This is a genomic window from Streptomyces sp. NPDC030143 (assembly GCF_055573695.1).
This window is the reverse complement of the sequence record NZ_JBVIAY010000017.1, coordinates 62403-82195: the sequence shown is the minus strand read 5'-3', so window position 1 is coordinate 82195 and position 19793 is coordinate 62403. Positions and strand designations below refer to the sequence as shown.

17 protein-coding genes and 1 pseudogene are annotated in these 19793 nt (G+C 72.8%); 12 read left to right on the top strand and 6 right to left on the bottom strand.

Annotation, left to right across the window (positions count from 1 at the left end; all coding sequences use genetic code 11):
• The first annotated feature begins 43 nt into the window (after positions 1-43).
• Both ACZ4YY_RS26575 and ACZ4YY_RS26570 read left to right on the top strand, forming a co-directional pair.
• Positions 44-373 carry a DUF3618 domain-containing protein gene (locus ACZ4YY_RS26575; protein ID WP_468295117.1) on the top strand — a complete coding sequence of 110 codons (330 nt, stop codon included), beginning with the start codon at positions 44-46 and terminating at the stop codon, positions 371-373.
• A gap of 89 nt (positions 374-462) precedes the next feature.
• Positions 463-765 (top strand): GroES family chaperonin, encoded by a 303-nt coding sequence (locus ACZ4YY_RS26570; RefSeq protein WP_205615585.1) that lies wholly within the window; start codon positions 463-465, stop codon positions 763-765.
• A gap of 136 nt (positions 766-901) precedes the next feature.
• Here the strand turns inward: ACZ4YY_RS26570 and ACZ4YY_RS26565 are convergent, their stop codons facing one another.
• Complete coding sequence (locus ACZ4YY_RS26565; protein WP_468295112.1) at positions 902-3325, bottom strand: transglycosylase domain-containing protein; 2424 nt, start codon at positions 3323-3325, stop codon at positions 902-904.
• Between the two features lie 260 nt (positions 3326-3585).
• Between ACZ4YY_RS26565 and ACZ4YY_RS26560 the strand changes: the two genes are divergently transcribed.
• From ACZ4YY_RS26560 to ACZ4YY_RS26545, 4 genes are all read left to right on the top strand, one after another.
• Complete coding sequence (locus ACZ4YY_RS26560) at positions 3586-4386, top strand: ABC transporter permease (protein ID WP_468295107.1); 801 nt, start codon at positions 3586-3588, stop codon at positions 4384-4386.
• A 214-nt stretch (positions 4387-4600) separates the two neighbouring features.
• Positions 4601-5365, top strand: a complete 765-nt coding sequence (locus tag ACZ4YY_RS26555; RefSeq protein WP_468295499.1) for an ABC transporter permease — start codon at positions 4601-4603, stop codon at positions 5363-5365.
• 4 nt (positions 5366-5369) lie between these two features.
• Entirely contained in the window at positions 5370-6350 is a 981-nt protein-coding gene (locus tag ACZ4YY_RS26550; RefSeq protein ID WP_468295100.1) for an ABC transporter ATP-binding protein, read from the top strand.
• Positions 6351-6422: 72 nt separating this feature from the next.
• Positions 6423-7178: a DUF1707 SHOCT-like domain-containing protein gene (locus ACZ4YY_RS26545; RefSeq protein WP_468295095.1), complete on the top strand. Its 756-nt coding sequence runs from the start codon at positions 6423-6425 to the stop codon at positions 7176-7178.
• A 57-nt stretch (positions 7179-7235) separates the two neighbouring features.
• Here the strand turns inward: ACZ4YY_RS26545 and ACZ4YY_RS26540 are convergent, their stop codons facing one another.
• Positions 7236-8594, bottom strand: coding sequence for an SGNH/GDSL hydrolase family protein (locus ACZ4YY_RS26540; RefSeq protein ID WP_468295088.1), 1359 nt, complete (start codon positions 8592-8594; stop codon positions 7236-7238).
• A gap of 185 nt (positions 8595-8779) precedes the next feature.
• Between ACZ4YY_RS26540 and ACZ4YY_RS26535 the strand changes: the two genes are divergently transcribed.
• Both ACZ4YY_RS26535 and ACZ4YY_RS26530 read left to right on the top strand, forming a co-directional pair.
• Positions 8780-10093, top strand: a complete 1314-nt coding sequence (locus ACZ4YY_RS26535) for a DUF445 domain-containing protein (protein WP_468295085.1) — start codon at positions 8780-8782, stop codon at positions 10091-10093.
• A 52-nt stretch (positions 10094-10145) separates the two neighbouring features.
• Positions 10146-11717: an MFS transporter gene (locus tag ACZ4YY_RS26530; RefSeq protein ID WP_468295081.1), complete on the top strand. Its 1572-nt coding sequence runs from the start codon at positions 10146-10148 to the stop codon at positions 11715-11717.
• 279 nt (positions 11718-11996) lie between these two features.
• On the opposite strand, the gene ACZ4YY_RS26525 is transcribed toward ACZ4YY_RS26530, so the two are convergent.
• The gene (locus tag ACZ4YY_RS26525; RefSeq protein WP_468295078.1) at positions 11997-13544 is read right to left on the bottom strand and encodes an alginate lyase family protein; all 1548 of its coding nucleotides are present in this window, start codon (positions 13542-13544) and stop codon (positions 11997-11999) included.
• 84 nt (positions 13545-13628) lie between these two features.
• Positions 13629-14078 carry a hypothetical protein gene (locus ACZ4YY_RS26520; RefSeq protein ID WP_468295073.1) on the bottom strand — a complete coding sequence of 150 codons (450 nt, stop codon included), beginning with the start codon at positions 14076-14078 and terminating at the stop codon, positions 13629-13631.
• A gap of 592 nt (positions 14079-14670) precedes the next feature.
• Here ACZ4YY_RS26520 and ACZ4YY_RS26515 point away from each other — a divergent pair.
• Positions 14671-15631: pseudogene (locus ACZ4YY_RS26515) on the top strand (GlxA family transcriptional regulator).
• Between the two features lie 86 nt (positions 15632-15717).
• Positions 15718-16788 carry a hypothetical protein gene (locus ACZ4YY_RS26510; RefSeq protein WP_468295069.1) on the top strand — a complete coding sequence of 357 codons (1071 nt, stop codon included), beginning with the start codon at positions 15718-15720 and terminating at the stop codon, positions 16786-16788.
• 47 nt (positions 16789-16835) lie between these two features.
• On the opposite strand, the gene ACZ4YY_RS26505 is transcribed toward ACZ4YY_RS26510, so the two are convergent.
• Entirely contained in the window at positions 16836-17138 is a 303-nt protein-coding gene (locus tag ACZ4YY_RS26505) for a hypothetical protein (RefSeq protein ID WP_468295062.1), read from the bottom strand.
• 168 nt (positions 17139-17306) lie between these two features.
• On the opposite strand from ACZ4YY_RS26505, the gene ACZ4YY_RS26500 reads away from it, so the two are divergent.
• Positions 17307-17744, top strand: a complete 438-nt coding sequence (locus ACZ4YY_RS26500; RefSeq protein WP_468295054.1) for an Hsp20/alpha crystallin family protein — start codon at positions 17307-17309, stop codon at positions 17742-17744.
• A 408-nt stretch (positions 17745-18152) separates the two neighbouring features.
• Entirely contained in the window at positions 18153-18638 is a 486-nt protein-coding gene (locus tag ACZ4YY_RS26495; protein ID WP_468295050.1) for a DUF2267 domain-containing protein, read from the top strand.
• 63 nt (positions 18639-18701) lie between these two features.
• On the opposite strand, the gene ACZ4YY_RS26490 is transcribed toward ACZ4YY_RS26495, so the two are convergent.
• A complete protein-coding gene (locus ACZ4YY_RS26490) occupies positions 18702-19682 on the bottom strand; it encodes an acyltransferase domain-containing protein (protein ID WP_468295047.1) in 981 nt (326 codons plus the stop codon).
• Between the last annotated feature and the right edge of the window lie 111 nt (positions 19683-19793).

The following is a 19793-nucleotide window of genomic DNA, read 5'->3' as shown; positions in this document are numbered from 1 at the left end:
CAGAACAAGCAGGAACGTCGGCTCACTCCGAAAGGGCCTCACCGTGGCGGACACGTCGGACACCAGAACCCCGGCGCAGATCGAGGCGGACATCAGGCGCCGCCGTGAAGTGCTGGCCGAGACGCTCGACGAGATCGGGGTGCGGGTGCACCCGAAGACGATCGTCGGGGACGCCAAGGCCAAGGTCGTCGCCAATGTCGACCACACGCTCGGGAGGGCCTATGTCCAGGTCAACCGGGCTGTGAGCGATGTGAGGGCGCAGTTCGTGGACGAGGAGGGCGCGCCCCGCCTGGAGCGGGTCGTGCCGGTCGCCCTCGTCGTGGTCGGGCTCGTGGGGCTGCTGGCCCTGGGTACCCGGCGTCGTAAGGGCTGACCCGGCGGGGTGCCCGTCCGGCTGAGGCAGGTAGGTTCGATGCCGTGAGCGGTAACAGGAACGAGCAGCACGACAAGCTTCCGATCCGGATGCTGCACGACCGCGTCCTCGTCCGGCAGGACACGAGCGAGGGCGAGCGACGGTCCGGCGGCGGCATCCTGATCCCGGCGACGGCGGCCGTGGGCCGTCGGCTGGCCTGGGCGGAGGTCGTCGCGGTGGGGCAGAACGTACGGACCGTGGAGCCGGGGGACCGGGTCCTCTTCGATCCGGAGGACCGGGCGGAGGTGGAGGTGCGGGGCGTCGCGTACGTGCTGATGCGGGAGCGCGATCTGCACGCCGTGGCGGCCGACCGGTTCGAAGGGTCCGAGGACTCGACCGGGCTCTACCTCTGAAGCGAAGGCGAGCAAGGGCTGGTGACCGTGGTCGCCAGCCCTTTTCGTCGTTCTTCGTCAGGTGGTGAGGAGCCCGACGAGACGCGCCGTACCGGGATGACAGGCAAGGACGACGCGCCCCCGCGCTCGACGGGGCCTACGGGCCGACCGGGCGGCGGCCTGTGAGCTGCGGGCCCGTGCCGCCGCTCGTCGGCAGGCCCGTCGAGCCGCCGTTCGTGGTGTCGCCGGAGGTGTCGCCGCCGGAGCTGTCGCCCGTCGAGCCGCCGCCGGTGGTGGTGTCGCCGGAGGTGCCGCCGTCGGTCGTTCCGCCCGTCGTCGTGCCGCCGTCGGCCGTCCCCCCGGTGGTGGTGCCGTTCGTCGTTCCGCCGGTCGTCGTGCCGCCCGTGCTCGTCCCGCCGTCGGTCTGCCCCTGGGTCTGGCCCTGGGACCGGCCGGGCGACTGGGAGCCGGGGCCGCCGGTGGCCGTGGGGTCCTCCTCCGGGCTCTGGCTGGGCTGCTCCTGCGACGGCTCGGAGGACGGGTACGCCGTCTCCTCGGAGCCTGTCTGGAGCTGGAGGCTGAAGTCGGTGGGCGGGGTGTCCTTCAGGGCCTCCTTCATGAACTGGGCCCAGATCTCGGTGGGCGCGCCGCCGCCGTTCATGCGGGGCAGGCCCATCGCGCCGTACAGCGACTTGTGGGCGGCGGTGACCGGGTCCTGGCCCATCACGGCGACGACCGTGGCGAGGTCGGGGGTGTAGCCGGCGAACCAGGCGGCGGTGTCCTCCTCGGCGGTGCCGGTCTTGCCGGCGGCGGGGCGGCCCGCCTCCAGCGCCGCGGTCGCGGTGCCGTTCTGCACGACGCTGCGCAGGACCGAGGTCGTGGTGTCGGCGGCCTCACGGCTGATGACCTGCGAGGACTTGCGCTGGGGCAGGTCGATGACGTCCGCGCCGTCCTTGGTGATCTTCTCGATCATGGTGTACGTGCCGTGCTCGCCGTGGTTGGCGAGGGTCGCGTAGGCCTCCGCCATGTCCAGGACGCTCGCGGTGGCCACGCCGAGCGCGATCGACGGGTACGGCTGGAGCTCGGGGGTGTCGGTGGGCAGGCCCAGCTCGATTGCGGTCTGCCGGACCTTCTCGGGGCCGACGTCGACGGCCATCTGCGCGTACACCGAGTTCACCGACTTGTCGGTGGCCTCCCGCACGGTGATGTCGCCGTAGGAGTAGTCGTCCTCGTTGGCGGGGTCGTAGCCGCTGTTCCAGCCCTGCACCGGGCGCTTGTTGGTGCCGTCGTAGATGGTGTTCGGGGTGATCCGCCGGCCGTCCTGGGTCTCGGAGCCGTTCTCGACGGCCGAGGTGAACACGAACGGCTTGAAGGTGGAGCCGACCTGGAAGTCCCGGCGGGTGGCGTTGTTCGTGTACTGCTTGACGTAGTCGATGCCGCCGTACATCGCGAGGACCTTGCCGGTCTTGGGGTCGACGGCGGCGCCGCCCGCGCGGACGTAGGTGTCGACCTTGCGGTTCTTCTTGTCGAGCTTGGCCATCAGCTGGTCGTCGACGGCGTCGACGAAGGCGTCCTGCTTCTTCTTCTCCAGGGTCGTGGTGATCCGGTAGCCGCCGGAGTCGAGGGAGGCCTCGTCGACGACCCGGTTCTTGATCAGGTAGTCCTTGATCGCGCGCACGATGTAGCCGCGCTGACCGGACATGCCGGTGTCGGCGCCGCTGGTCTCGCGCGGGGTGGGGAACTTCATGCCGGTGCGCTCGGACTCGCTCAGCCAGCCCTTGGTGACCATGCCGTCCAGGACGTAGTTCCAGCGGGCCTCGGCGGCCTTCTGGTTCTCCGGGTGGGCGACGACGTCGTACTCGCTGGGCGCGTTCAGCAGGGCGGCGAGGTAGGCGCCCTGGGGGGCGGTGAGCTCGGCGGCGTCGATGCCGTAGTAGGCCTGGGCGGCGGCCTGGATGCCGTAGGCGTTGCGGCCGAAGTAGCTGGTGTTGAGGTAGCCCTCGAGGATCTTGTCCTTGCTCTGCTCGCGGTCCAGCTTGATCGAGATGAAGAACTCCTTCACCTTGCGGGTGACGGTCTGCTCCTGTGCGAGGTAGTAGTTCTTCACGTACTGCTGGGTGATGGTGGAGCCGGACTGCTTGCCCTTGCCCATCGCGGTGTTCCAGCCGGCGCGGACCATCGCCTTGGGGTCGACGGCGGACTCGGTGTAGAAGTCGCGGTCCTCGGCGGCGAGCACGGCGTGCTGGGCGGCCTTGGACATCTGCGCGAGGGTGACGTTCTCCCGGTTGACCTCGCCGTCGCGGGCGATCTCGGTGCCGTCCGCGTAGAGGTAGACGTTGCTCTGCTTGGTGGCGAGGGCGTTGGCGGGCGGGATCTTCACCATCGAGTAGCCGAGGAAGAACAGGCCGCCTGCGAGCAGGGCGCAGAGCAGGAGGGCGCCGAGCACCATGCGCCAGGTCGGGAACAGCCTGCGCCAGCCCGTGCGCTTGGGCCGCTTCGGCTTCTTGCCCCCGGTCGGCTCGGCCGCCCCGGGTTCTGTGGGCACCGAGCCCTCGGTCGGCTCCTGCGGCTGGTCGCTCATGTGCTGCTCGGACTCCTGTTTCGCGTCGTACGTTCCCGTACGCCTCGTACGCCTTCTGCGCCCTCTGTTGAAGACTCTCGCACCAAGCGTTCCGTTCCCGGCAATCGGCACGTCTTCCATCACGCGTCGGACACGCTTCGGTGTCGTCCGCCGTGATCCGGGGGTGTCGCGGGAAGGGCGGAAAACACGTGGCACGCGCGTGTGCCCGCGCACTAGGCTCCTGCGCTTTGGTGTCGAGCAGACCAGGGAGGACGGGTGCGGTGGGTTCGGTGCGGTTGTACGCGGCCGTGGCCGCGGGCGGTTTCAGAAGGTACGCGACCTACCGTGCGGCCACGGCCGCGGGGGTGTTCACCAACACCGTTTTCGGCCTGATCCTCGTCTACACGTACCTGGCGTTGTGGGACGAGCGGCCGCAGCTCGGGGGCTACGACCAGGCGCAGGCCGTGACGTACGTGTGGCTGGGGCAGGCGTTGTTCGCGACGCTCGCGATGCAGGGCGGTGGTTTCGAGAGCGAGCTGATGGAACGCATCCGCACCGGCGACGTGGCGATCGACCTGTACCGGCCGGCCGACCTGCAGCTGTGGTGGCTCGCCGGTGACCTGGGGCGTTCGCTGTTCCAGTTGCTGGGGCGGGGGGTGATCCCGTTCGTGTTCGGGATGCTGGTGTTCCCGACGGCGGTGTCGCACGATCCGTTGGTCTGGCTCGCGTTCCTGGTCGCGGTGGCGCTGGCGATGGTGGTGAGCTTCGCGATCCGGTATCTGGTGGCGCTGAGCGGGTTCTGGCTGCTGGACGGCACGGGCGCGCTCCAGATGCTGATCATCACGGGGATGTTCTGCACGGGCATGGTGCTGCCGCTGAACGTCTTCCCCGGGGAGCTCGGCGAGGTGGTGCGCGCGCTGCCGTGGGCGGCGATGCTCCAGATGCCGGCGGACATCCTGATGGGGGAGGGCGACCCCCTGGGCACGTACGCCTTCCAGGCGCTGTGGGCGGTGGTGCTGTTGACAGCGGGCCGGCTCGTCCAGGCGGCGGCGACCCGGCGGGTGGTGGTCCAGGGTGGGTGAGAACGGGGCTGGGGAGAGCCGCGGCGTCGAGCACCGGACCGCCGGGGCATGGACCGCCGGGGCCCGGACCGACGAGCACCGGGCCGACGAGCACCGGACCGTCGGGCACCGGACCGTCGGGCACCGGACCGTCGGGCACCGGACCGTCGAGCACCGGGCGCTCGGGAGGAGTCGCGTGCTGGAGGGACTGCGGGCCTATCGGCTGATCGCCGGCATGTGGATCCGCTCCACCATGACCTACCGGCTGTCCTTCGCGATGACCGTGCTCGGCGGGCTGCTGGTGACCGGCCTCGACTTCGTCGCGATCCTGCTGATGTTCTCCCGCGTCGACGTGCTCGGCGGGTACACGCTGCCCGAGATCGCCTTCCTGTACGGCCTGTCCGCGACCGCCTTCGGCCTCGCCGACCTGGCCCTGGGCTCGGCGGGCCGGCTGGGCCCGCGGGTGCGCGACGGCACGCTGGACACGCTGCTGGTGCGGCCGGCGCCGGTGCTGGCCCAGGTCGCCGCGGACCGGTTCGCGCTGCGCCGCATGGGCCGGATCATCCAGGGAGGGCTGGTGCTGGGCTACGCGCTGGCCGAGCTGGAGGTGCAGTGGACCGCGCTCAAGGTGCTGCTGATGCCGGTGATGCTGCTCAGCGGCGGGGCGATCTTCTGCGCGCTGATGATCGCGGGCGCGGCGTTCCAGTTCCTCGCGCAGGACGCGGCGGAGGTGCGCAGCGCCTTCACCTACGGCGGTCAGACGCTGTTGCAGTATCCGCCGACCGTGTTCGGCAAGGAACTGGTGCGTTCGGTGACGTTCGTGCTGCCGCTGGCCTTCGTCAACTGGGTTCCGGCCGCCTACGTGTTGGACCGGCCCTATCCGCTGGCCCTGCCGCAGTGGGCGGCGTTCGCCCCGCCGCTGGTGGCGGTGGTCTGCTGTGCGCTCGCCGGGCTGGCGTGGCGGGCCGGGCTGAGGTCGTACCGGAGTACGGGGAGTTGAGGACATGAGCAGCGACAACTTCATCGAGCTGGACCGCGTCGAGAAGGTCTTCGACGTGCGGAAGAAGGCCGGCCTGCTGAAACGTGAGCGGCGGCGGGTGCGGGCGGTCGACTCGATCTCCTTCACCGTGGCGCGCGGCGAGGTGGTCGGCTACATCGGGCCGAACGGCGCGGGCAAGTCGACGACGATCAAGATGCTGACGGGCATCCTCACCCCGAGCGGCGGCCGGCTGCGGGTGGCCGGGATCGACCCCTCGAGGGAGCGGACGCGTCTCGCGCACCGCATCGGGGTGGTGTTCGGGCAGCGCACGACGCTGTGGTGGGACCTGCCGCTGATCGACTCCTACCGGCTGATGCACCGCATGTACCGCATTCCGGACGCCCGTTACCGCGAGAACCTCGACCGGCTCGTCGAACTCCTCGATCTGGGCGAGCTGTTGGACGTTCCCGTACGGCAGCTGTCGCTCGGTCAGCGCATGCGCGGTGACATCGCGGCGGCCCTGTTGCACGATCCGGACGTCCTCTACCTGGACGAGCCGACGATCGGCCTCGACATCGTCTCCAAGGCGCGGGTGCGGGAGTTCCTGCGCGAGCTCAACGCCGAACGCGGCACCACGGTGCTGCTCACCACCCACGACCTCCAGGACATCGAGCAGCTGTGCTCCCGGGTGATGGTCATCGACCACGGCCGTCTGGTGTACGACGGCTCCCTCGCCGGGCTGCACGAGGCGGGGGACGGCGAGCGGACGCTGGTGGTGGACCTGGAGCGCGAGCTCCCGCCGATCGAGGCGGGGGCCTCGGCCCGCGTGGTCCGGGTGGAGGGCCCGCGCCAGTGGCTGGCGTTCCCGGCGTCGCAGTCGGCGGCGCCGCTGGTGGCGCGGATCGCGGCCGAGTACCCGCTGGTGGACCTGTCGGTGCGGGAGCCGGACATCGAGGCCGTGATCGCGAAGATGTACGCGGAGCGGGCCCGCGACGCGGCCTTGTGAACGGCCGAACGGCCGCGAACGGGGCGGCTTCTCCGTGGCCCCGGGGTGGGGTGTGCTCGTAGGCTGCCGGGTATGACCGACGACGCAGTCCCGGACCTCCGCGCCTCCGACGCCGATCGCGAACGGGTCGCCGAGGTCCTGCGGGACGCCCTCGCCGAGGGCCGGCTCGACATGGCGGAGTTCGAGGAGCGGCTGGAGGCGGCGTACCGGGCGCGGACCTACGGCGAGCTGACGCCGCTCACCCGGGACCTGCCGGTGCCGGGCGTGACGCCGCCGCAGCCCGGCCTGTCGCTGCTCGAGGAGCCGCAGGGCACGGGGGGTTGGGCCGGGCGGATCGTGGGCGGCGAGGGGACGTCGTCCTGGGCGGTGGCCGTGATGTCCGGTTTCCAGCGCAAGGGGCGCTGGACCGTGCCCCGGCGCTTCTCCTGCTTCGCCCTCTGCGGCGGCGGGGAGCTGGACCTGCGCGAGGCGAACTTCGCCGACGGCGAGGTCGTGCTCACCTGTGTGGCGATCATGGGTGGGGTGAACGTCGTGGTGCCGCCGGGCGTCGAGGTCGTGGTGCGCGGCATCGGCGTGATGGGCGGCTTCGACGACGGTGGAACGGGCGTGCCGGGCGACCCGGGGGCGCCGCGCGTGGTGGTGACCGGGTTCGCCTTCTGGGGCGGGGTGGGCGTCGAGCGGAAGCTGACGCGCGAGGAGCGCCGGCTCGCGAAGCTGGAGCGCAGGCGGGTGCGGGAGGAGGAGCGCCGGGCGAAGGCGGAGCGCAAGGCGAGGATGCGGGAGCTGCCCGAGGGCGGCGGGCACAAGGGCCGTCACCTGGGGCACTGAGGCCGCCCGGCGCGCCGGGTTCATCGACGACACCCGGCTGCGAGCGGCCGGGCGCGGTCACAGGCTCGCCGGGGCGTCTCCCTCCAGCTGCTCCAGGCCGATCGTCCCGGCCATGCGCCGGTAGCCGCGGTCGTTGGGGTGCAGGTGGTCGCCGGAGTCGGCGTCGGGGTCGAGCCGGCGGGGGTCGTGGGGGTCGCGCAGGGCCTGGTCGACGTCGGCGAGTTCGTCGAAGACGGTTCCCGAGCGCAGCGCCGCGTTGATCCGCTGCCGTATCTCCTCGCGGGCGTCGGTGTGGTCTGCGAAGCCGCGGAAGGGCATCAGGGTGGTGCCGACGACCTTGATGCCGTGGGCGTGCGCGCGGTCGACGAGGGTGCGCAGGCCGGCGAGGACGGCCTCCGGGCCGGTGAGCGCGGGGTTGCGGAGGATGTCGTTGATGCCGAGGTCGATGACGACGACCTTGACGTTCGGACGGCCGAGGACGTCCCGTTCGAAGCGGCTGAGGCCGCTGGGGGTGGCGAGGGGACGGTCCTGTCCGTGGGCGAGGACCTGGTTGCCGCTCATGCCCTCGTTGACGATGCCGTAGCGGGGGGTGTCCCGTCCCGGGGAGGCGGCGGCGCGCAGCCGGTCGGACAGGACGTCGGGCCAGCGGCGCTCGGTGTCGGCGGTGGAGGTGATGCCGTCGGTGAGGGAGTCGCCGAAGGCGACGAGGGTGCCCTCGGCCTCGTCGCTGAGGACGTCCAGCGCGGTCAGGTACCGCCAGGTGTCGCTGCGCCCGGTGTAGGGGGTGCCGGTCAGGTCGCCGGTGTGCTCGCCGTCGGCGACGTAACTGGTCTGGCGGGCGCGCGGGTGGTGGGTGACGGGGCCGGAGGAGGAGGGGGTGTAGGTGCTGACCAGGACGTCGGAGTCGCCCGGCAGGGCGAGGGGGACGGCGTCGCTGACGGTCTGCCCGCCGGGCGGGACGACGACGGTGGTGCCCCCGCCGAAGGTGAGCCGGCGCAGGCTGTCGGGGGCGGGGACGGGGCTGTCGTCGTCCGCCGCGACGGCGAGGGTGGCGGCGGTGACGGTGAGCGGGCGGGTGCCGTAGAGGTTGGACAGTGTGACACGGGCACTCGTACCGCCGACGCTGGTGTGGACGACGTTGCGCACGGTGCGGCCCGCCATGCCGGTGGTCTCGGTGTGCGGTTCGCCGCCCGCGGGGGAGGCGCCCCAGGTGCCGACCCAGACGCCGCCGGCGGCGGGCGCTACGGGTGCGGCGGGCGTGGCGGTGTCGCGGGGCGCGCTCGGCGCGGCGGTGGCGGGCAGGCCGTCGTCGTCGTCGGCGAAGGCGTCGACCCCGACGTAGATGGCCGCCGACAGGGCGATCACCGCGGCGACGATCGCCGACAACGGGGCATAACCATGATGCCTTGGGGTCATGCGGGTGCGGTTCTCCTCGGACGAGGGAGCGACGACGCTCCGGAAGGACCATGAAGATCGAGCAGGAGTTCGCCGACGAGCTCCCCCGACCAAGAGACGCCGGGAACTCTTGTTTTGTTCCGGGAGTAGGTCAGGAAGGGAGAATGTCGACGTGTGGGACACGGGGGACGGGACGGGTGGAGCGGATGGACCGACGTACGCAGACGGATGAGAGGCCACGGGCCGCGGCACGGGCGATGAACGTGTTCAGCGCCGCCGACGAGGAGCGCCGGCGCGGAGTGCGGCAGATGAAGCTCACCGCGACCGGGCTGCTGCTGTTCGTGGCCGTGGTGTACGTCCTCGCCGAGTGGGCCTCCCACCGGGGCGCGGGCCCCTGGGCGGGCTATGTGGCGGCGGCGGCCGAGGCGGGCATGGTCGGCGCGCTCGCCGACTGGTTCGCGGTCACGGCCCTCTTCCGCCACCCCCTGGGCCTGCCCATCCCGCACACGGCGATCATCCCGAAGAAGAAGGACCAGCTGGGGGTCTCCCTGGGGGAGTTCGTCGGCGAGAACTTCCTCTCCGAGGACGTGGTGCGGGAGCGGCTGCGCGCGGTCGGCATCGGCACCCGTCTGGGCGCATGGCTGGCCGAGCCGGAGCACGCCGACCGGGTGACGGCGGAGCTGGCGACGGCCCTGCGGGGCGCGCTGACGGTGCTGCGCGACTCCGACGTGCAGGCGGTGGTCGGCGAGGCGATCACCCGGCGGGCCGAGGCGCAGGAGATCGCGCCGGGCATCGGCAAGATGCTGGAGCGGGTCGTCGCCGACGGCGGCCACAAGCGGTTCGTCGACCTGGTGGTGACCCGGGCCCACGACTGGCTGGTGCTGCACGCCGACTCGGTGATGGACGCGGTGCAGGGCGGGGCGCCCGGCTGGACGCCCCGTTTCGTCGACCGGAAGGTGGGCGAGCGCGTCTACAAGGAGCTGCTGCGGTTCTGCGCGGAGATGCGGGACATGCCCTCCCACCCGGCCCGGGGCGCCCTGGACCGGTTCCTCACCGACTTCGCCTCCGACCTTCAGTCCGACACGGACACGCGCGCGCGGGTGGAGCGGCTGAAGGGAGAGGTGCTGGGGCGCGGCGAGGTCCAGGACCTCATCGCCTCCACGTGGTCCGCCGTCCGCTCCATGATCGTGTCGGCGGCGGAGGACGAGCGCAGCGAGCTGCGGCTGCGGGTGCGGGCCGCCCTGCTGTCGCTGGGCACCCGGATGGCCGGCGAGCGGAAGGTCCAGGACAAGGTCGACAGCTGGGTCGAGGGCGCGGCGGTGCACGTCGTGACGACGTACCGCGGTGAGATCACCTCTCTCATCACCGACACGGTGGCCGGCTGGGATGCCGAGCACACCACCCGCAAGATCGAGGCGAACATCGGGCGCGACCTGCAGTTCATCCGGATCAACGGCACGGTGGTGGGATCGCTGGCCGGGCTGTTGATCTACACGGTGGCGCGGGGGCTGGGGGCGTAGCCGCCCCTCCTCGGGGAACCCGGCCCCGGGTCATCCGACGAGGAGGGAGCCCATGAGTACCGCGAGTGTTCCGGCCGGGGCCGGTCGCACCATCACCACCAGCATCCCCGCCCGGCTCGACCGGCTTCCCTGGTCGCGCTGGCACTGGACGATCGTGATCGGTCTCGGCACCGTCTGGATCCTGGACGGCCTGGAGGTCACGGTCGTCGGCAACATCGCGAGCCGGCTCTCGGAGCCCGGCAGCGGCCTGCCGATCACCTCCGGGCAGGTCACCGGCATCGCGGCCGCGCTCTATGTGGCGGGCGCCTGTCTCGGCGCCCTGTTCTGGGGCCGGCTGACCGACCGCTGGGGGCGTAAAAAACTCTTCATGATCACGCTCGCGGTGTATCTGGCGGCGACCGCCCTGACCGCGATCTCCTTCGACACCTGGTGGTTCCTGCTCTTCCGCTTCCTCACCGGCTTCGGCATCGGCGGCGAGTACGCGGCGATCAACTCCGCGATCGACGAGCTCATCCCGGCGCAGTACCGGGGCCGCGTCGACCTCATGATCAACGGCAGTTTCTGGCTGGGCGCGGTCGGCGGCTCGCTGCTGTCGATCGTCGCGCTGGACACCGACGTCTTCGCCGCGAACGTGGGCTGGCGGCTGACGTTCGCGCTGGGCGCCGTCCTCGCCCTGGTGATCCTCGTCGTACGGCGACACGTCCCGGAGAGCCCGCGTTGGCTGCTGATCCACGGGCGCGACGAGGAGGCGGAGGAGATCGTCTCCTCCATCGAGCGGAAGATCGAGCAGGAGAAGGGCGAGCGGCTGCCGGCGGCGGAGGGTGAGCTCACCATCCACCAGCGGCGCGGCGTGTCGTTCGTCGAGATCGGCCGCACGGTCTTCTCCGACTACCGCCGGCGCGCGGTCCTCGGCTTCTCCCTCTTCATCGGCCAGGCCTTCCTCTACAACGCGATCACCTTCGGTTTCGGCGCGATCCTGACGACGTTCTTCGACGTGCCGAGCGGCGACACCGGCTACTACTTCGCCGTCATCGCCCTCGGCAACTTCTTCGGTCCGCTGCTGCTGGGCAAGCTGTTCGACACGGTCGGCCGCCGGGTGATGATCTCCTCGACGTACCTGCTCTCCGGGCTGCTGCTGTTCGGCACGGCCTGGCTGTTCGACCGCGGGTCGCTGAGCGCGTCCACGCTGACGGCCTGCTGGTGCGCGGTCCTCTTCTTCGCCTCGGCGGGCGCCTCCAGCGCCTACCTCACGGTCTCCGAGATCTTCCCGATGGAGACCCGCGCGATGTCCATCGCCTTCTTCTACGCCCTCGGCACCGCCGCCGGCGGCATCAGCGGCCCCCTGCTGTTCGCCGACCTCACCGGCACGGGCCGGGTCGGCGACACGGTGCTGGCGTTCCAGATCGGCGCCGCGCTGATGTGCGTCGCCGGTCTGGTCGCCGCCGCGCTCGCCGTGAACGCCGAGCGACGCTCCCTGGAGGACATCGCCAGGCCTCTGACGGCGGCGGCGACGAAGGCACGGGCCGTGACGACCGCCGGCGCGCGGGGTTCCGGCACCGGCCGCGGCCCGCAGGACCCCGAGGGCCCCCAGGGGCCCCAGGACCCGAAGACGGCGACGGCGTGACGGCCTTCCGCCCGGGGGCCGGGGGCCGCACCCGTTCGGGCCCGCGGACCGGGACCTCCCCGAGCCGCCGCGGTGCCGGGGCCGGGCCTCCGCGGTTCCCCGCCCCGGCACCGGCCCGGCCTCGGCCGGACGCGGTGCGCTGAGGCGGGGCCTGAGGTCCGGGGTCACCGGAGGGACTGGGCCGCTGGGGCGGCTTCCTGCTCGGCCGTCTGGGCCTCTGGGCCCGCCTTCGCGGCTGGGGCGGCTCCTTGCCGAGGCCGCCCCGGGCAGCCGGGCCCGCTACTTGGCGTGTGCCCCGCCCCCCTGTCGTCCCCTCCGGCGCAGCAGCAGCAGGCCGCCCGCGAGGGCGGTGATGCCGGTGGCGGCGGTCCAGGCGACGACGTCGGTGGGACCGGTGGAGGCGAGGTCGCCGTCGTCCCCGCCGGCCGGGGTGGGTGCCGTTCCGGCCGTTCCGGGGGAGGCGGAGGCGGCGGCCGACGGGCTCGCGGTGGACGCCGGGCCGGAGCCGGCGCCCGGAGCCGACGACCTCGTGGACGGCGCTCCTCCCTTACCCGCGGCCGCTCTGTCCCGGGTGAAGGCCAGCGTTCCGAAGCCGAGCTGGTCGTAGCCGCCGCTGTTGGGGCCGTAGTCCCCGCCGCCGCCCTCGGGGGCGGCCTTGGCGGCGACGCGGGTGAGGTACGGGGCGGACAGCCCGCGGCGTCCGGTGTAGTGGTTGGCGATCATCGCCCAGATGGGGCGGGTCATCGTCGGGTCGACGGTGGCCGCGTCGGCGGCGGTCTCGCTTCCCGACCAGCCGCCCACGGCGCCTTTCCTGCGGGTGTTGGCGGTGTACGCGACTTCCCCGCCGAGGCTCCACTTGGCCACGTACTGGGCGCCCTTGAGGAAGCGGCTGTCGTCGTGGCCGTACAGGTCGATGCCCTGGTTCCAGGCCATTTCGCAGACGGTGCCCATGAGGCCGACGCCGAGCAGCGCGTGCCCCTGGTCGCGGCCGGCCTCCAGCCACTCGCCGAGACCGTCGGGGTGGACGACGGGGATGGCGTTCCTGACCGAGCCGAGGCCGGCGCCGTTCTTGAAGTACTCCACGGCCCGCTCCACCCGCGCGTCGTCGTCGCAGAAGATGCCGACGGCGAGGACGCAGGCCAGCGCGGTGAGGTCCCAGTTGGGCCAGTAGTTGGTGACGACGGCGTTGTTGTGGTGCGTCAGGAAGCTTTCGCTCAGCGGGGCGAAGACGCCCGTCAGCATCGTCCGGAAGCGGGCGAGGTCGAAGTCGTCGTGGTCGCGGACGAGTTCGGCGGCGTTCGCGAACTGGTAGCCGTACAGTCCGGCCGCGAGGAACCGGTCGGCGGACCCCTGGAGCGAGGTGAGCTTCGCCGACCAGGCGTTGAGGATCGCCACGGCCGTGTCCGCGTGGGCGCTGTCGCCGCCGACGTGGTAGCGCAGGGCGTTCTGGTAGGCGGCGTGGATGTCGTTGTAGAGGATCCGGTAGTTCTCGGGTGTGCCCGACCCCCGGTACACGGTCGCCTGCGGACGCGCCGTCCAGCCGCTCTGCGCGTGCCGGTTGGCGGTGAGCCTGGCGTACCCGGCGGTGTGGGGCGCGGCGCCCGCCTTCACCTTCGCGGCCATCCGCTCCAGGTCGGCCCGGGTGTGCAGCAGGCCGGGGTGGACGTAACCGCCGGCGGCGGCCGCGGCGGTCCCGGCGCCCACCGCGGTCCCGGCACCCACCGCGGTCCCGGCACCCACCGCGGCCCCGCCGGCCGCCACGCTCGCTGCCCTGAGCACGCTGCGGCGGCTGAACTGTCGAGTCTGTCGAGGTCGAGTCACATGCATGCGGGGGAGACGCGGCAGGACCCGTGTCGATAACGAAAACCCGCGCGCGTCCGGCCCGCCGGGCGCCCGCCCGCGCGGGCGACCCTACGCTCCGGTCGTCGACCCGGGCCGCACGATCATCAGCACCGTCACCGTCGCCCAGAGCAGGTTGAACACCCCGGTGAACATGGCGAGTCGCACCGTCGTCTCCCGCGTCCCCGTCCCCTCGGCGAGGGTCTCCTGCCGGGGCAGCACGAGGACGACGAGGACGAGCGCCGCCAGCACGGTCAGCGCGATCGACACGACCAGCCAGGCGTCGCCCATCACGCCCATCGCGCCCGCCGTGAAGAACCCGAAGACGGGGACCGCGATGCCGACGCCCGCGTACACCCGGCAGATGCGGTGCAGCAGCCGTACGGTCTCGGTGGCCCGCTCGTCGTCGGGTGCGGCCAGGGCGCGCCGGGCGGCGGGCGGGAACATGCTGGCGGCGACGGTGACGGGACCGATCGCGACGATCGCGGCCAGGACGTGGACGGCAAGGAGGAACTTGGTCACGAAGGGACGGTAGGCGGCCCGCGCACCCCCGCAGAAGTGGCGGCAATGCCAGGGCCCGACGGATTCTCGCCAACCCGCGCGGCCGCCCAGCCTGCCCAACCGGCCCGGCCTGCCCGGTCCGCGCGGCCGCCCAGCCTGCCCCACCGGCCCGGCCCGCCCCACCGGCCCGGCCCGCCCAGTCCGCCAACCCGCCCGTCCGTGCCCCCGTCCAGCCTGCCCAACCTGCCCAGCCCGCCCAGTCCGCGCGGCCTTCCCAACCCGCCCGGTGCGCGCGGCCCGCGCGGTCCGCCAACCCGCCCGGTCCGCGCGGCCCGCCAACCTGCCCAACCCACGTGGCCCGCCCAGCCCACCCAACCCGCGCGGCCCGCCGACCTGCCCGACCCGCCCGGTCCGCGCGGCCCGCCAACCTGCCCAACCCACGTGGCCCGCCCAGCCCACCCAACCCGCGCGGCCCGCCGACCTGCCCGACCCGCCCGGTCCGCGCGGCCCGCCAACCTGCCCAACCCAACGCGGCCCGCCGCCCCCCTGCGCCACGGCGAACGGCGCCGGAGGCACGGTGGGCGGGAATCCGTCGCCCACCTACGCTTTCGCCATGCACACCGTCGCCGTACTCGCCCTGGACCGCGTCGTGCCGTTCGACCTGTCCGCCCCGATCGACGCCTTCGGCTGGGCGCGGCTGCCCGACGGCCGGGAGGCGTACCGGGTGCGGGTCTGCTCGCCGTCGGCGTCGGGAGAGGTCAGCGCAGGGGCGTTCACCGTGCGGGCGCCGTACGGGCTGGAGGCCCTCGCGGAGGCCGACACGATCATCCTGCCCGGCGTCGAGGAGCCGCCCGACCCGCTGCCGGCCGGGGTCGCCGAGGCCCTGTGCGCGGCGGCGGCGAACGGCACCCGCATCGCCTCGATCTGCGTCGGCGCGTACCTGTTCGCCGCCACGGGCCTGCTGGACGGCCTGCGCGCCACCACCCACTGGATCGCCGCCCGCGACCTCGCCGAGCGCTACCCGAGGGTGACCGTCGACCCGAACGTCCTCTACGTCGACAACGGCCAGTTCCTCACTTCGGCCGGGGCCGCCGCGGCCCTCGACATGTGCCTGCACATGATCCGCAAGGACCACGGGTCCGCCGTCGCCGCGCAGGCCGCCCGCATGTCCGTCATGCCGCTGGAACGGGAGGGCGGGCAGGCCCAGTTCATCGTCCACGACCTGCCGCCCGCACCGGCCGGGGCCACCCTGGAGCCGCTGCTGTCCTGGCTCGAGGACCATTGCGCGCGATCTCACACTGGATCAGATCGCCGCACGGGCGGGCATGAGCACCCGTACCCTCAACCGCCGCTTCCGCGATCAGACCGGGACGACGCCCTTGCAGTGGCTGCACCGGGCGCGGGTACGGCGGGCCCAGCACCTGCTGGAGACGACGGCGCACCCGGTCGAACGCATCGCCGCCCAGGTCGGGTTCGGCTCACCCACGGCGTTCCGGGAGCGCTTCCGCAGGGTGGTGGGCACGAGCCCGCAGGGGTACCGGCGGGCGTTCCGGTCGGGACGGACGGACACCTGATCTTCGTATGAAGATCGGATAAGGTGTCCCGCCGTGGCACGTGCGCACACGTGAACCACCGTCACGTACTCGGGGGAGACGTCACCGTGAACACCCGCCGCCCAGGTCTGTCGAGCGTGCTGCGCTCCGCACCCAGCCCGTTCGCCGTCGCCGCGGCGGTGGCGGCCGCGTCCCGCCCCGGACGCGTCGAGGACCCGGTCGTCCAACGGCTCCAGTCCGGTCGCACCTGGGCCGGGGTCGTGGCATCGGTGTGGATGCTGTTCGCCTACCCGCTGGCCGAGAGCGGCGACCAGATCCTGCTGGGCAAGGTGCTGGACGTGGTGGCCGGCTGCGGGATCGCCCTCGTCGCCGGACTGATCGCCCTGAGCGTCTTCATCGGCATGGCCGACCCCTCGCTCCGTGGCGTCTACACCCGGCGCCTCACCGGCCCGGGTACCGCGCTCGGCACCATCGTGCTCGGCGTGGCCCTGTGCGGGGGCGGCGGCCTGCTGATGCTGAAGCTCCTGCGAGCGGAGATCATCCCGTGGGAGGACATCCGGGAGGCGGGCAACCTCGCCTGGCTGGCGTCGTTCCTGGTGTTCGTCCTCGCCATGCTCGTCCTCGCGCTCGCCCTGGCCCTGACGGCGCTCTTCACCCTGGGCGCCGCGGCCCTCGCGCTCAACTCCTGCTTCCGCGTCGGCGACGTCCACGAACTGCTGCCCGCGCTGATCTCACCGTTCCTCGTGTGGTCCCTGTTCGTCCTCAGCCTCTTCGACGGCCCCGAAGTGGCCGCCCCACCGCTCGTCCTCTACACCTTCCTGCTGGGCGGCCCCCTGTCGGTGACGGCCCTGTCGGCGTGGGAGGTGTGGCGGCTGAGGCGGCTGTACGGAGTGACGTGGCGGTCGGCACTGGGGCGGGGCGGCACACCGGAGTCGACGTACGCTCCGCGGCCCGTGTACCCGCCGGAGCCGACCTACGCGCCGGAACCGCAGTACGGGCCTGATCCGCAGTACGGGCCTGATCCGGAGTACGGGCCTGATCCGGAGTACGGGACGGGGCCGGCGTACCCGCCCGGGCCGACGTACGTGACGGGTCCGCGGCACCCGTCGCCGTACGGGTACGACCCCTACGGCGGACCCGGGTCCCAGCCGTTCCCCCAGGGCTCGAACCGGGGCTGAAGCCGGCTGGTGCGGGCCCCGCCCCCGCCGGCGCCGCCTCCCGGGGATCAGCCGCGCCGGTCGGCCACCGCCCACGACACCAGCGCCACCGCTCCCGCGACCCCGAACACCGACGGCCAGGCGCCCACCTTCCTGGCCAGCGGATGCGACCCGGCGAAAGCGGCGACGTACGCCGCGGTCAGCGCGCCCGCGGCCTTCCCGCCCGCCCGCTGCCGCCACTGCTGCGCGGCAGCCGCCCCCGCGACGGCCAGGACGGCCCCGCCGAGCTGTCGCTTCCCGCTCCAGCGGGCGACGCCGTACCCGCCGACGAGCCCGCCCGCGGCGATCACCGAACCGGGAATCTTCGACATCATCTGCCTCCACGTCACCACGAAGCCGTCCGTACGTGACTCCGAGGCTACGACCCGGACCAGGCAGAACCACTGACCTGAGTCGAAGGTTGTCAACTTTCCTCGTCCGAGCTATATAAGAAGTCGTAGGGCATCGCACACAGAGCCTGATGAGAGGAGTGGACTGTGATGCTCATGCGTACCGACCCGTTCCGCGAATTCGACCGCCTCGCGCAGCAGGTCTTCGGTCCGACGGAAACCGGCCGCGGTCGTCTCGCCGCGATGCCGATGGACGCCTACCGGTCGGGGGACGACTTCCTCGTCCACTTCGACCTCCCCGGCATCGACCCCGAGACGATCGAGCTGGACGTCGAACGCAACGTCCTCAATGTCCGCGCCGAACGCCGTTCCCCCGCCCCCGAGGGCGCGGAACTCGTCGTCGCCGAGCGCCCGACGGGCACCTTCACCCGCCAGCTGTTCCTCGGCGAGACCCTCGACACGGACCGCATCGACGCCTCGTACGAGGCCGGCGTCCTGACGCTGCGCATCCCCGTGGCCGAACAGGCCAAGCCCCGCCGCATCCAGATCTCCGGGGGCGACCGCGGGCGCAAGCAGTTGAGCGGCTGAAGCCGGGTGACCGGGTGACCGGGTGACCGGGTAACCGGGCGGCCGGGCTCTGAGCCCTCGCACGACGTCGACCACACGCGACACGCGGCGATGGACCCCGGCCCCCGGCCCCGCCCCCCCGGCTCCACCCCCGCCCCCGGTGCCCGACCGCGCGGTCCGCACCCCGGCGTCCCCCTCCCGGCACGCGGGCCGCGCCCGACCCCGTCCGCCCCGGCCCGGGACAACCGGCCCGGGCCCCCGTCCCGAACGACCAGGCCCCCGCCCCCGCCCCCCGCCCGTCCTGAACGACCGGCCCCTACCCCCTCACACGTTTCCGGGGCGGGGTGCGGACCGGCCCCCCACCCCGGCCCGCACCCGGCCTCGGACCCAGCCCCGACCCGTCCCAGCCCCAGAGGAGAAGCCCTGACGATGACGACCGTGACGTCCATCCCGCAGACGGCGAGGACCCTGATCCCCGGCCCGCAGACGAAGCGCGTGCCCGATGCCGCCGGCACCGGCGGCTGGTCCGAGCTGATCGAGTCGGTGAAGGACGCAGGCCGGTACCCGACCACCACGGAGGCCGAACGCGTCACCCGCACCGTCCTGTCCGCCCTGGGCGGCCACGTCACCGGCGACGAACGCGTCGCCCTCGCCCGGGCGCTCCCGACCGAGGCGGCCCGGGTGCTCGCGTCCCGGATCCCGGCCGTCCGCCCCCAGTCGGCGCGGGAGTTCGTGGAATCGGTGGCGGCCCGCATCGACGGCGCCACCCCGGCCACGGCCCGCTGGGACGTCAGCTCGGTCCTCGGCGTCCTGCCGTCACTGGTCGGCGACGACCTGATCGACCGGGTCCTCGACCGACTCCCGCCGGGCTACGCCCTGCTGTTCGGCAAGGCGGAACTGGCGACCCGCACATGACCCGGTAGGGGCAGAGGCAGGCAGCCGCCCCGCCCTCCGGACCGACCGCGCACGCACGTACGCCTACCAGTCGATCGCGTCCTTCCTCCGGTGGGGCGAGTAGTCCCAGATCACCTCTCCGCACCCTTCGGTCGCCCAGTGGCGGCCGCTGCGCAGGTGCCGCACGACGATCTCCTGCAGCTCCGAGGCCGGCACCAGCCGCAACGCCGAGTCCATGTCCGACACCGTGCGGCCGAAGGTGTACTCGACGGCGTCCTGGTCACCGGTCGTCAGCCCGCCACCGCCCGGCACGACCCGGTGACCGACGCCCCACCCGTAGGTGTGGTAGTTGGACCTGCGCACGAACCGGCGGAACGGGTGCTCCTCGGGCAGGTACTCCGCGAGATCCGGGTCGGTGATCCAGCTGTGCACGTAGAGGGAGATGCCCGTGTACCCGAACCGCACGCCGTCGCCGTACCGCCTGGGGAGCCGACGGAAGAAGTAGTGCACGTCCGAGGCCCACGGCATCCCGAACTCCGTCGGGAGCGGATCCGCCCCGTAGGGCACCCGCACGTCCACCCCCTCGTTCCCGGCGAGGCAGTCGAGCCCGCCGAGCCGGTAACGGCGCCCGGAGAACACGGGCATCACGTACTCGTGAGGGACGGGCGGAAGGCCGCTCCGCCCGCCGCCGGTGTCGCCGTCGGACGACCGTCGCCGCACGGCGAGCTTCTCGCCGAGAATGCCGAGGCTCGCCCAGGAGGTGTCCTCGGACGCCCCCATCGCGGTGTGCAACGCGCACACGTCCGGCACGACGGCGAGGCAGGCGACGACGTAGAACCACCGCCCGGCGAGGCCGTGACCGTCCAGGGCGGGCCCGGTCGGCACGGGGACGTCCGTGCCCATCCGGGCACGCGCGGCCTCGACCGTACGTTCCAGGAGCCACCGCCATCCCGATCCCGGCTCGGTCACCAGCCGGACGGCCTCGGCGATCTCGTCGTGGTCCTCGGCCGGCACCTTCAGCCGCGTCAGCAGGTCGGCGAGCCGCTCGCCCAGCGGAATCTCCACCGGGGGGGGGGGGGGGGGGGGGGGGGGACCCCCCCCCCCCCCCCCCCCCCCCCCCAGGCCCGCCGGCTGAAAGGGCCCGGGGAACTGGAGATCGTGGCCTTCGAGCGCGGG